The organism is Vreelandella rituensis, from assembly GCF_003336665.1.
Taxonomy (GTDB): Bacteria; Pseudomonadota; Gammaproteobacteria; order Pseudomonadales; family Halomonadaceae; genus Vreelandella; species Vreelandella rituensis.
On the sequence record NZ_QPIJ01000035.1, the window covers coordinates 37,318 to 49,117 of the forward strand.

The 11,800-nt window shown below is 56.5% G+C and carries 12 protein-coding genes; 6 read left to right on the top strand and 6 right to left on the bottom strand.

The features are described 5' to 3' along the window. Positions 1-3 precede the first annotated feature (3 nt). The 4 genes from DU506_RS13875 to DU506_RS13890 form a co-directional block, all read right to left on the bottom strand. Complete coding sequence (locus tag DU506_RS13875) at positions 4-582, bottom strand: hypoxanthine-guanine phosphoribosyltransferase (RefSeq protein WP_114487498.1); 579 nt, start codon at positions 580-582, stop codon at positions 4-6. 56 nt (positions 583-638) lie between these two features. Next, positions 639-1,667, bottom strand: a complete 1,029-nt coding sequence (nagZ, locus tag DU506_RS13880; RefSeq protein ID WP_114487499.1) for a beta-N-acetylhexosaminidase — start codon at positions 1,665-1,667, stop codon at positions 639-641. Positions 1,668-1,776: 109 nt separating this feature from the next. Continuing rightward, entirely contained in the window at positions 1,777-2,295 is a 519-nt protein-coding gene (locus tag DU506_RS13885; RefSeq protein WP_114487500.1) for a L,D-transpeptidase, read from the bottom strand. Further along, positions 2,273-2,965, bottom strand: a complete 693-nt coding sequence (locus DU506_RS13890) for a TetR/AcrR family transcriptional regulator (protein ID WP_114487501.1) — start codon at positions 2,963-2,965, stop codon at positions 2,273-2,275. The genes DU506_RS13885 and DU506_RS13890 overlap by 23 nt, the downstream gene beginning before the upstream one ends. 197 nt (positions 2,966-3,162) lie before the next feature. On the opposite strand from DU506_RS13890, the gene lexA reads away from it, so the two are divergent. Next, on the top strand, positions 3,163-3,840 hold the full coding sequence (gene lexA / locus DU506_RS13895; RefSeq protein WP_114487502.1) for a transcriptional repressor LexA: 678 nt from the start codon (positions 3,163-3,165) through the stop codon (positions 3,838-3,840). Between the two features lie 43 nt (positions 3,841-3,883). Here the strand turns inward: lexA and DU506_RS13900 are convergent, their stop codons facing one another. Further along, positions 3,884-4,555: an energy-coupling factor ABC transporter permease gene (locus DU506_RS13900; protein ID WP_114487503.1), complete on the bottom strand. Its 672-nt coding sequence runs from the start codon at positions 4,553-4,555 to the stop codon at positions 3,884-3,886. Between the two features lie 20 nt (positions 4,556-4,575). Further along, the gene (gene purU / locus DU506_RS13905) at positions 4,576-5,430 is read right to left on the bottom strand and encodes a formyltetrahydrofolate deformylase (protein ID WP_114487504.1); all 855 of its coding nucleotides are present in this window, start codon (positions 5,428-5,430) and stop codon (positions 4,576-4,578) included. A 303-nt stretch (positions 5,431-5,733) separates the two neighbouring features. On the opposite strand from purU, the gene DU506_RS13910 reads away from it, so the two are divergent. The 5 genes from DU506_RS13910 to iscB all read left to right on the top strand — a co-directional run. Next, complete coding sequence (locus DU506_RS13910) at positions 5,734-7,173, top strand: APC family permease (protein WP_114487505.1); 1,440 nt, start codon at positions 5,734-5,736, stop codon at positions 7,171-7,173. A 209-nt stretch (positions 7,174-7,382) separates the two neighbouring features. Further along, on the top strand, positions 7,383-8,363 hold the full coding sequence (gene glaH / locus DU506_RS13915) for a glutarate dioxygenase GlaH (protein ID WP_114487506.1): 981 nt from the start codon (positions 7,383-7,385) through the stop codon (positions 8,361-8,363). A 99-nt stretch (positions 8,364-8,462) separates the two neighbouring features. Beyond that, positions 8,463-9,659 (top strand): L-2-hydroxyglutarate oxidase, encoded by a 1,197-nt coding sequence (gene lhgO / locus DU506_RS13920; RefSeq protein WP_114487507.1) that lies wholly within the window; start codon positions 8,463-8,465, stop codon positions 9,657-9,659. Between the two features lie 92 nt (positions 9,660-9,751). Then, on the top strand, positions 9,752-10,612 hold the full coding sequence (locus DU506_RS13925) for a DUF6544 family protein (protein ID WP_114487508.1): 861 nt from the start codon (positions 9,752-9,754) through the stop codon (positions 10,610-10,612). A gap of 253 nt (positions 10,613-10,865) precedes the next feature. Next, the coding region (gene iscB, locus DU506_RS13930; RefSeq protein WP_114487509.1) for an RNA-guided endonuclease IscB at positions 10,866-11,800 on the top strand (935 nt) is incomplete at its 3' end.

Below are 11,800 nucleotides of genomic sequence, written 5' to 3' on the forward strand. Positions count from 1 at the left end.
CGTTTACAGCCCTTCCGGAGCAAAGATACCCGGTGCATTGCGCCAGTAGCCCTTGTAATCCATGCCAAAACCAAAAACATAACGGTCGACCACTTCAAGGCCGCAGTAGTCGGCCTTGAGTCCAGGCACAGCCTTGCGGTCGTGCTGCTTGTCGACCAGCACCGCCGTGGTGATGCTGGCCGCTTGCGCCTCCTTGCAGTACGCCAGAATAGCCGCCAGGGTGGCCCCTTCATCCAGAATGTCGTCGACGATCACGACGTGCCGCCCGGCCATGGGGATTTCCGGCGATACCCGCCAGAACAACTCACCGCCACGTAACTCGTTGCGATAACGCGTGGCATGCAGATAATCGACTTCCAACGGAAAGCCCAGACGGGTCAACAAGTGCCCGGTCGTGATCAGGCCACCGTTCATCACGCAATAAAAGACCGGCAGCTTATCGCCCAGATCCCGCGTAATGGCTTCCGCCATGCGATCCAGGGCGAGTTCGACCTCGTCCTGGGAAATCAGACAATCCGCGTTATTCATTATTTCGCGCATGCTCGCCAGAGACTCACCCGCCTCCATACCCAGCTTTACCATTTACCGCACTCCAAGTCGTAATTGCATTAATCGTATCTGCGTTAATCGTATCTGCGTCAAAGGGGGTTATTCGCTTGCGCGGCCATGGCTTCCAGGCGTGCATGAGTGCGCCGCCAGCGGGTCAATGCCTCCAGGGCGTCGAGATCCGGGCGCGCCCGGCCATAAAGCAACTTGCCTGCACGCTTGGCCCGTCGCCCCTGGCAGGCTTGCAATACCTCAAGGGCTGCTTGCCGGTCGTTGCATACCAACAGCATGTCGCAACCTGCCTCGAGTGCGGCATGGGCGCGCTGAGCCGGTGAGCCGGCCTGCTGTGCGCCTTGCATGCTCAAGTCATCGGAAAAGATGCACCCCTTGAAGCCCAGCGATTCACGCAGCATGCCCAACCAACTGGGAGAAAACCCCGCGGGGCGTGGATCAAAAGCCGGGTATATCACATGGGCCGGCATGATGCCGTTCAGCACCCCCGCCAAGCGTGTGAAGGGAATCAGATCCTGCTGTTTGAGAGTTTCCAGCGGACGCTCATCCACCGGCAACGCAATGTGTGAATCCGCCGCCACACCCCCATGGCCGGGAAAATGCTTGCCCACCGCCGCCATGCCGGCTTCATGCAAGCCGTGAACAAAGGCGTAACCCAGTGCCGCGACCTGTTCCGGATCAGCACCGAAACTGCGATCACCAATCACGCTGGAAATACCGATATCCACGTCCAGCACAGGGGCAAAACTGATATCCAGGCCACAGGCCGCCATTTCCATACCCAGCAACCAGCCGGCATCTTTCACCAGCGCGAGGGTGGCCTCCGGTGCCTGGCTATATTCCCGGCTCAACACACCCATGGCCGGCAAACGCGTTACGCCTTCCTTGATACGTTGCACGCGGCCACCCTCTTGATCCACGGCCAGCAGCAACTCCGGGCGTATCCTGCGGATTTCCGCGCACAACGCCTGTACCTGACGCGCACTTTCAGTATTACGCCCAAACAAGATGACGCCGCCGACAGCCTCATGTGTCAACAGATCACGTTCGTCAGCCGTCAGATGGAGCCCTTCAAGATCCAGCATCACTGGACCGGGGAGTCGTGTCATGGCAAACCTCCTGCGCAAGGGGCGCTGATTCTAGACCACTATTAGCCGTTGGCGCGACCCCATGCACTTCCTCGACAAGCTCATCATCGCTTTTTCAAAGACAGCGGCGCTATTCATGCAGCCAGACGGGGGTTCCAGGCGGAGCTTTTTCGATCATCAACACAAGATCGGCATTGCGCATGCGAATACAGCCATGTGAGCGTGCCACTCCCATGGGTTGGTCGGGGGGCGTGCCATGTAGATAAATATAGCGCCGTTGAGAATCCACGCACTCGCCGCGATTGAAGCCCGTTTCCAACCCGCATAACCATAAGATGCGCGTCAAGATCCAGTCACGGGACGGATGCGCTTTCGCCAAGCTATCGCTATAGACTTCCCCGGTGAAACGCCTGCCCCGAAACACACCGTCGAGAGGGGCGCCCCGGCCGATGGCCGCACGAATATAATGCCAGCCCAGCGGGGTTCGCCCACTACCTTCCTGCTGCCCTGTTCCTGCCTGGGCCGTTGACACTTCGCAGCTATGCGCCACCTGCTCTCCCTGCCACAGCGACAAGCACTGGCGGCTTACATCAATCTCTATCCAGGCGCCATTTACCGGGGGCAGCTCACTGAGTCTCGGAGTGCGCATGAAAGTCCTTGTGCAAACCCTCGTTTTGCATTTGATCGGGAAGAGGAGCATTCATCGCCGCCACCACGACCGGCCGTAAGCGACGCACCAGATCCTTCACGCTAACCTGCTCATGGTAATCCTGCTCGGCAATGTCACGTAACGCCTCGAGCCCCGACAGCGTGAAAATCACGGTTCCCAGCATGAAGTGCAAGCGCCAGAAACGCTCGGCATCAGGCAATTCCGGTGTCGCCTGGCGCACAAGCTCGGTAAAGCGGGTAAAGACGTCACCGTAGTCTCGCTGTATATAGCGTCGTAAATGGCCTTGCGCCTGGCTATAGGCCAGTCCCAGCAACCGCATGAACACTTGAAGGCTGTTGCGTTCGGCAGGTACCGCAAGCACCGTCGCCGCCATGGTTTCCAAAAGCTCGTCGAGTGGAATGACCTTACCGGCGTGATGCGCTTCAAGCTCATCCAGAGCGGTATGAAACCGCTGAGTAAAAGGATCCAGGTAACGCGCAAAAACTGCCTGAATCAGGGCTTTCTTGGAGCCGAAGTGATAGTTGACCGCCGCCAGGTTGACCTTTGCCTTGCTGGTGATGGTACGCAGCGATGTTTCAGCAAAGCCACGCTCGGCAAACAATACTTCCGCTGTATCCAGAATGCGCGTAACAGTATCAGACTGGGCCATACGGCGTTCTCCGGAAAACGTATGTTTAAAACAAAGTTAAATATTACGTCATAGACCTGGTGGGCTCAACGCTTGAATGCTGGCTGGCAGCCCAAGCGAGCCTGTCATATACTGGATGAAGCAACATGCTGTATACTTAACCACTTATATACTTCACCTCTATCAGCCATGACTTTTGACGATTTCTGGAGCTTGCCATGTCCCGCCCTTTAACGGCTCGCCAGCAACATGTCTACGACTTCATCGTAAAGACCATGAATGAGCTGGGCTACCCGCCGACCCGGGCGGAAATCGCCAAAGCGCTTGGCTTTCGCTCGCCCAATGCCTCCGAAGAACACTTGCGCGCCCTTGAGCGCAAGGGAGCTATCCGTATTATCCGTAATACCTCCCGCGGCATTCGCCTACCCGCTCAGGAACCCCTGGAAAATGTCGATTCGCTGTCTTGCGAACCGGCTCTCCCCGAACCCACCGCCTTCCAGGGGTTGCCGGTAATCGGGGAAGTCGCTGCCGGCAACCCGATTCTGGCCACCGAGCACATCGACCGTTACTGCCCCCTGCCAGCGGAATACTTCACACCCAAGGCGGACTACCTGCTTCGCGTTCGCGGGCTTTCAATGAAGGATGTGGGTATCCTGGAAGGCGATCTTCTGGCGGTACACCGCACCGAACGTGTGCGTAATGGTCAGATCGTCGTTGCAAGGCTGGAAGAGGAAGTGACGGTGAAGCGCTTTCACCGCCAAGGCCACCAAGTGACATTGAGCGCTGAAAATTCTGATTTTTCGCCTATCGCCATCGACTTGCGCCATCAGGCCCTCGAAATCGAGGGTGTGGGCGTCGGGGTCATTCGGGGCGGCAACGGACAAGCGCTGGGTTAACCAGTCGGCATTATTCGTGCCTATCTATATTATTCGCCCCTATCTATTTAGTATCTATATAGCGGTGGCCATTCAAGGTGGCCACCCACCCCGGATGATAGACCAGCAGAATGCTCATCAGCATGCCGGTGATAAATGCTTCCGATGGCATGAGTAAAGGCAGGAATCGAGCGTATTCCTGAGCCAGATACACGGCCTCTCGATCGACACCCCCCAGCAAGACCAACCCCACCGCCGCAAAGCCTCCCGCCAAGGTAGCCAATGCCGAGCCGAAAAAGCCGCAGATAAAAAGAAACACCATCAGATTATCAGGCAAACGACGGTCCACGAGTCGCCATACCAGCACGATCACCAGCGCTGGAACGATACCTGTGACCAGGATATTGACCCCTAGCAGCGACCACTCATTGCGCCCTACCAGTACCATGGCAACATTGACCAATGTGTTGCTCAGCAGTGCCAAGGGCACCTTGAATACCAAGGTCATCAGGGCAGTGAAAGTAAGATGCAGTACCAACCAGTCCACCGCCTGGGCACGCAGCTGCCACATCAATAAAATCGCCACCGTTGCCGCAAGCCAGCGATGCTGCAATGCCGTGTCAGCCAGTAGAGCTCGCCAAGGGCGCTGCCACAGTGCCAGCCCTAGTGTCACTGCTGAGCCCAGGGCACATAGCAGCACTACCCAAAAATCCAGTACGGCTTCGGAAAACGACATGGTGATTACTTCCGTCAGGTTCAGCTGAACACGACTGTCTTGTTGCCGTGAATCAGCACACGATCTTCCAAGTGCCAACGCAACCCACGAGCCAGCACGGCTTTTTCCACATCGCGTCCAAAGCGCACCAGGTCGGTCGGGGTATGGCAGTGACTCACCCGATGGATGTCTTGCTCGATGATCGGGCCTGCGTCCAGTTCCTGGGTAACATAATGGCAAGTGGCGCCGATCAGCTTCACTCCGCGCTCAAACGCCTGATGATACGGTTTGGCTCCGGCAAACGAGGGCAGGAAACTGTGATGAATATTGATCACTTTCCCCGCATAGTGCTCGCAAAGAGCAGGCGGTAGGATCTGCATATAGCGCGCCAGTACGACACAATCGGCACGCAGGGTTTCGATTGTGTCTTGCACGGTGGCGAATGCTGCTTGTTTATCAGCGGGATCCACAGGTACATGATAATAGGGAATGCCATACCATTGGGTCAGTGAACGCAAATTTTCGTGATTGGAAATCACCGCAACGATGTCACAGGGCAGCTCTTGCGCTTGCCAGCGGTAAAGCAGGTCTACCAGACAATGCGATTCCCGCGACACCATCAGCACCACTCGCGCGCGCCTGGCCGTATCGGTCAAGGCCCATTGCATATCGAATTCACGGGCAACCGGCTCGAATGCCGTTCGTAGTGCTTCAGCGGTCATCCCCACCGAATCCGCCAGGATTTCGTAACGCATGAAAAAGCGCCCGGTTTCCAGATCCGAATGCTGACTCGCTTCGGTAATCGACCCTCCCTGCTGGGCAATGAAGCCGGAAACACGCGCCACGATACCCACCTGATCCGGGCAGGACACTACCAGACGATAAGAGTGCGACATTAACCAATCATTCCCTTAATAGAGACGAGAAAAGTGCCTGGCGGGCGAGCCGACCGTTCGCCTGCACCAGGCCCAAACAGGCGTTAGTGTACCCAAATGCCCTCGTGCTGTGCGAGCTCAACCTGGAAAACGGCCTCAGCCATTCACTGGGTTCAAACAGCTTGTGAAATGACCATGCGACCAAAGAAACATTGTCGCTCTGCCAACCGCTGCTTGTTTTAGTGTGACTATTTGGATGTTTTGTCGATACTTTAAAAAAAAGTAATAATTTTTAACAAATACCTCAACCACGAGGAACGACACATGAGCAACGACTCATCCAAAGAGACACAGCTAACACGAGTACTGGCACGTAAAGATGTGCTGGCCCTGGCCTTTGGCGCCATGATCGGCTGGGGCTGGATCGTATTGACCGGTAGCTGGATCCAATCCGCCGGTAGCCTCGGCGCGATTAGCGCTTTCCTGTTAGGTGGCGTGGTCATCGTACTGGTGGGGTTGACCTATGCTGAATTAGCCTCGGCCATGCCCCAGGTCGGGGGTGAGCATGTTTATAGCTATCGCGCCTTAGGGCATTTCGCCTCCTTCCTGTGTACTTGGGCAATTGTGCTTGGTTACATCAGTGTGGTGGCCTTCGAAGCCGTGGCATTACCCACTGTAGTGGAGCACTTATTTCCCAATTACGCCGTCGGTCAGCTGTGGACCATTGCCGGCTGGGACGTCAAAGCCACCTGGGTTGCTGTTGGGGTCGGCGGCTCCGTCGCGATGATGTGGATCAATTATCTTGGGGTACGCACCGCCGCTTTGGTGCAAAAGGTAGTGACCTTATTGATCCTGGCAGTAGGCATCATGTTCATCACCGGCGCCTTGTTTCAGGGCAGCACGACGACCATGGATCCCCTGTTCCAAGTCGAAGAAGGCATTATCGGCGGTCTCATGACGGTGATCATCATGGTGCCCTTCATGTTCGTCGGTTTTGACGTGATTCCCCAGGCAGCGGAAGAAATCAACCTCCCGTTCAAGGAAATCGGCCGGGTATTGATGATTTCAGTGATCCTGGCAGTCTTCTGGTATTCCTTCATCATTCTGGGCACGTCGTTGATGCTCGAACCCGACGCTTTGGCCGCTAGCTCACTGGCGGTACCCGATGCCATGCAGGCAGTGTTCAAAGCCCCCTGGGCAGGCAACCTGATGATCATGGCGGGCATCGCCGGGATCATCACCAGCTGGAACGCTTTCTATATCGGCGGTTCACGCGCTATTTATGCGCTGGCCCACTCGGGCATGTTGCCAGCCTTTTTCGGCAAGTTGCATCCCAAGCACCGTACGCCCACCAATGCGATCCTGGTGATGGGGGTAATCTCGAGCCTCGCACCCTTGTTGGGTCGTCCAGCGCTGGTCTGGTTGGTCGTCGCCGGCGGCTTGGGCATCGTTATCGCCTATCTGTTCGTATCCTTGTCCTTCGTGGTATTGCGTTACCGTGAACCAGACATGGAACGGCCTTTCCGTGTCCGTCACGGAAAGACAGTAGGAGCTCTGTCGGTCGTCCTATCCCTGGCATTGATTGGCATGTACCTGCCCGGCAGCCCTTCAGCCCTCTCTACTATCGAATGGTTGATGTTCGCCGGCTGGATGTTGCTGGGTCTGGCGCTCTATGGCTGGTCACGGATGCGCTATGGCATCGAATTCAGCGACAGAATGATGAACCGTGAACTGGCCAGCGCCGACCCCTACCCTGGGCGCTGATACCTGACCCACTGCAAGTCTTCCTACAAGTTTGAAACACGACGGCCCCGCTATTGGCGGGGTCGCTGTATTTCAGGCCACCTTCGAGCACCCATTATTTAATCCACAATATATAAAAATATTGATCTTTTTTTAAAATGTAGATATTTTTAAAAGGAGCTTCACCGCACCAGAAAGTATCTGATATCACGGTTCAAGGAGACCCTCACATGTTCGACCTGACTCAGTTACCCGATACCGCCATGCCCCTGCCCGACGATATCAGCGGTTTCACCTTGGCTGCGTCGCCACAATCTTCTCGCCTGTTACAAATGACGTTCCCTCGCGAGATAGTGGATGCTTATCTAGAGGCCGTGCGTGAATGGCCCGTACAGGCTTTGGAATACAAATCGATGCTGCGTTTTCGCGCAGCCAAGTTTCTCGATGAGCTCTGCGACAACACCCTGCAGCCGATATTGGTCAATGCGATGGTCGACCGCGCTACCGGAGGGTTTCAGGTTACTCCAGAGGGGCTGGACAAGCCTGAACAGGCCGATGATATGGTCAAGTTCGCTACCGCCGTGGCTCACTTGATGGGGCGTTCGAACTATGACGCCATGAGTGGTCAGTACTATGCGCGCTTCGTCGTCAAGAACGTTGACGACTCGGATAGCTATCTAAAGCAGCCGCACCGCGTCATGGAACTTCACAACGATGGAACCTTCGTCGAACAGGACACCGATTATGTCCTCATGCTGAAAATTGACGAACAGAACATGGCGGGCGGAAACTCGCTGTTGCTGCACCTGGACGATTGGGAAGATCTCGAGCGCTTCCACTCACATCCCATGGCTCATCGGGAAATGCGCTGGACGGCACCGCCGAGCAAGAACGTGGCTCGCGACATTTTTCATCCGGTGTTCGATGTGGACACTGATGGCCGCCCGCTCATGGCGTATATCGACCAGTTCGTGCAGCCAAAGAATTTCGAGGAAGGCAATTGGTTGACCGACCTCTCCGAGTCGCTGGAGAACAGTCCGGCGATCATTTCGCTGCCCAACCCGGTGGGCAGCTTCCTGTTGATCAACAACCATTTCTGGCTGCACGGACGAGACTGCTTCACAGCCCATCCGGACCTGCGTCGCGAATTAATGCGCCAGCGTGGCTACTTCACTCATGCCAAGACGCTGCGCAACCCGCGTCAAGTATGATGTCGTCAACGCATTCCGCCACATAGAATGAATACGATATGCCATGTTTTCCCCACGCATGGCATATCCTCATCCCACGGATAAAGCATAAGGAATGGCATGTACGATTTTATTATTGTGGGTGGCGGCATTCTGGGCATGTCCACCGCCATGCAACTCAAACAGGCCTATCCAGATAGACGCATGTTGGTCGTGGAGAAGGAACAAGGCCCCGCTCAGCACCAGACCGGCCACAATAGTGGCGTCATCCATGCAGGCGTCTATTACACACCGGGCAGCTTGAAGGCACGCTTTTGCCTGGCCGGTAACCAGGCGACCCGGCAGTTTTGCGACACCCATGGGATTGCCTACGATATTTGCGGGAAACTGCTGGTGGCCACCGATGAGGTGGAAATGCAGCGCATGGAGGCATTGTGGGAACGCACAGCGGCCAATGGCCTGGAGCGCGAATGGCTGAATGCCGATGCCCTGCGTGAACGCGAGCCCAACATTACCGGCATCGGCGGAATCCTTGTACCCTCCAGCGGTATCGTCAATTACGCCGAGGTGACGCGTGCCATGGCCGCCGAGTTCAAGCGAATGGGCGGTGAAATTCACTACGGACAGGACGTTACAGCACTTGAAGAGCGCCGCCTGGAAGTCGTTGTCACCACGTCCCAAGATACCTTCCCCTGCCGCTACCTTGTTTCCTGTTCGGGCCTGATGGCTGACCGGGTGATTCGAATGCTCGGCCAGGACCCCGGCTTCACCATCTGTCCGTTCCGGGGCGAATACTACCTGCTGCCTGAACAGCACAATCAAATCGTCAATCACCTGATCTATCCAATTCCAGACCCCTCCATGCCCTTTCTGGGGGTTCATCTCACCCGCATGATAGATGGCACCGTGACGGTAGGTCCCAATGCGGTACTCGCAATGAAGCGCGAAGGCTATCGTAAACGGGATATCTCGTTGACAGACATGGCCCAGATGCTTACCAACCCCGGCATCCTCAAGGTACTGGGCAAGAACTTGCGCCCGGGGTTTGCCGAGATGAAAAACTCCCTGTTCAAAAAGGGCTATCTCGAACAGGTACGCAAGTACTGCCCGAGCCTGACCTTGAATGACCTGCAACCCTACCCCGCCGGGGTTCGCGCCCAAGCCGTATCTCGTGATGGCAAGCTGGTAGACGACTTTCTGTTCGTCAATACGCCTCGCACCGTCAACGTGGGTAATGCGCCATCGCCTGCAGCAACCTCGGCAATTCCGATCGGCGCGCATATCGTGGAAAAGGTAAAGAGCCAGGTCGAAAGCTGACAGGCCTGGAAACCAGGATTTATTCGAGCTTGAGGATTTGTTGGCGTCGGTCTCATTTGGAAAAACCGTAACTCTGACCAAGTGCATAAATCATGTGGATGACTTTTCTGTTCGTATTGCTTCTTCTAGCGGGATTGGCACTCTCTATCAGGCGGCAGCTGGATCATCGGGCTGACCGCAAGGCCATGAATGCGCTTGTGTCCGGACAACCGATGCAGCCCGAGCCCTTCACGCCTGAGATGCTTGCTGATTTGCCGGAGCCTGCGCGACGTTATTTTCTGTTCACGATCGAGCCAGGTACGCTGCTCTACACAGTGGCCAACATTACCATGACGGGATGTTTTGGCATGGGCACCAAGGTTAAGCCTGATTACCTGGATTTCACGGCGACCCAAACCCTGGCTATGCCGCCTGGGTTTGTCTGGAAGATGCGTGCGCGGCGCGGCTTGCTGAGGCTGTCCGGGTCCGATAGTGAGCGATGGACGCGGTTCTGGTTGATGGGACTGCTGCCGGTCGGCCGTCTGGGAGGGGACTCGGATCATAGCCTTTCGGCGTTTGGCCGCTATGTCGCCGAAGCGATGTTCTGGACACCTGCCGCAGTATTGCCCGGCCCCAATATTGTCTGGGAGGGCCTAGATGACGACTGTGCCCGGCTCACCGTTCTGTATCGAGGTCTCTCACAGTCGGTGGACTTGACGGTGGCGCCGGATGGTCAGCCTACGCAGGTTCGGTTTGAACGCTGGAGTAATGCTAATCCTGAAAAGGAGTATCGGTTACAGCCATTCGGCGGTTATCTCTCCAGATTTCGGTTGTTTGGCGGGTTTTGCTTGCCCACGCATGTGGAAGCGGGCAATCACTTTGGCACCGATCAATATTTTCCATTTTTTGTGGCGGATGTGGTGGCCGTAGAGTTTCCCCGTCAACTACCTCGCCCTAAAGGACGAGGCTTGTGAAAGCAAGCCCGGTTGACCAGGGAAAGCGGTAGCCAACCCGCTACGTTTGCAATAGGTCGTCAAGACCCACCGCCGAATGCTTCGCTCAGTTCGGCGCTCTAGAAGATCAGGATCATGCTGGCGAAAGGTAAAGCGCCGAAGGGTCTGGTCGCTACCGCAAGGTAGGAGCCGGTTGCAGACATTCCCGAGGGGAGACAGGTTGGAAGACCTGCGTCACCAGGCCCGTAAGGGTTCTATTTAAGAAGGAGATCGCATGGCGGTGTTCGTATTGGGAAAGAACAAGCAGCCGTTGATGCCGTGTAGCGAAAAACGCGCACGGCTATTGCTGGAGCGTGGTCGGGCGGTGGTAGTGAACCTTACCCCTTTTGTGATCCGCCTGCGTGATCGGTGCCTGAGTGACTGCGCCTTGCAGCCAACCCTGCTGGCTGCCGATCCGGGCAGCAAGGAAACCGGCCTGGCGCTGATGCGTCTGGAAGAAAACGCGACGGACGAGCACGCCCCGGCAACCCGCCATGTGCTTTGCCTGTTTCAGTTGGTGCATCGGGGCTTCCAGATTCGCCAAGCCTTGGAGCAACGTGCCGGTTTTCGGCGTCGGCGTCGCAGCAAGAACCTGCGCTATCGGCAACCACGTTTCGACAACCGCACCAAGCCCAAGGGCTGGCTGGCCCCCAGCTTGCAGCATCGTGTCGATACAACCATGGCTTGGGTGGACAAGCTGTGCCGTTGGGCACCCGTGACTCACCTGAGCATGGAGCTGGTGCGTTTCGATCTGCAGAAGATGGAAAACCCCGAGATTTCCGGCACCGAGTACCAGCAAGGCACCCTCCTGGGCTATGAGGTGCGCGAATACCTCCTGGAAAAATGGGGCCGGGAATGCGCCTACTGCGGCACCGGTGATACACCTCTGGAAATCGAGCATGTGGTAGCGAAATCTCGGGACGGCTCTAGCCGGGTGAGCAACCTGACCGTCGCCTGCCACGACTGCAATATCGCTAAGGATAATCAGTCGCTTGCCGACTTCTTTGCCACCGACAAGGGGTTGAAGCGCCGCCTGAAAGCCAATGGCCTGTCGGCGGAAGTCCGCCTTGAGCGCGTCCAGCGCCAGCTCAAATTACCGCTGCGGGATGCCGCTGCCGTCAACGCCACCCGCTGGGCGTTGTATGGTTCCCTGAAAACCACCGGCCTGCC

Excerpts from the sequence above, each read along its gene's own strand:
- DU506_RS13875 (WP_114487498.1), bottom strand. The coding sequence starts at position 582 with ATGGTAAAGCTGGGTATGGAGGCGGGTGAGTCTCTGGCGAGCATGCGC.
- nagZ (WP_114487499.1), bottom strand. The coding sequence starts at position 1,667 with ATGACACGACTCCCCGGTCCAGTGATGCTGGATCTTGAAGGGCTCCAT.
- DU506_RS13885 (WP_114487500.1), bottom strand. The coding sequence starts at position 2,295 with ATGCGCACTCCGAGACTCAGTGAGCTGCCCCCGGTAAATGGCGCCTGG.
- DU506_RS13890 (WP_114487501.1), bottom strand. The coding sequence starts at position 2,965 with ATGGCCCAGTCTGATACTGTTACGCGCATTCTGGATACAGCGGAAGTA.
- lexA (WP_114487502.1), top strand. The coding sequence starts at position 3,163 with ATGTCCCGCCCTTTAACGGCTCGCCAGCAACATGTCTACGACTTCATC.
- DU506_RS13900 (WP_114487503.1), bottom strand. The coding sequence starts at position 4,555 with ATGTCGTTTTCCGAAGCCGTACTGGATTTTTGGGTAGTGCTGCTATGT.
- purU (WP_114487504.1), bottom strand. The coding sequence starts at position 5,430 with ATGTCGCACTCTTATCGTCTGGTAGTGTCCTGCCCGGATCAGGTGGGT.
- DU506_RS13910 (WP_114487505.1), top strand. The coding sequence starts at position 5,734 with ATGAGCAACGACTCATCCAAAGAGACACAGCTAACACGAGTACTGGCA.
- glaH (WP_114487506.1), top strand. The coding sequence starts at position 7,383 with ATGTTCGACCTGACTCAGTTACCCGATACCGCCATGCCCCTGCCCGAC.
- lhgO (WP_114487507.1), top strand. The coding sequence starts at position 8,463 with ATGTACGATTTTATTATTGTGGGTGGCGGCATTCTGGGCATGTCCACC.
- DU506_RS13925 (WP_114487508.1), top strand. The coding sequence starts at position 9,752 with ATGTGGATGACTTTTCTGTTCGTATTGCTTCTTCTAGCGGGATTGGCA.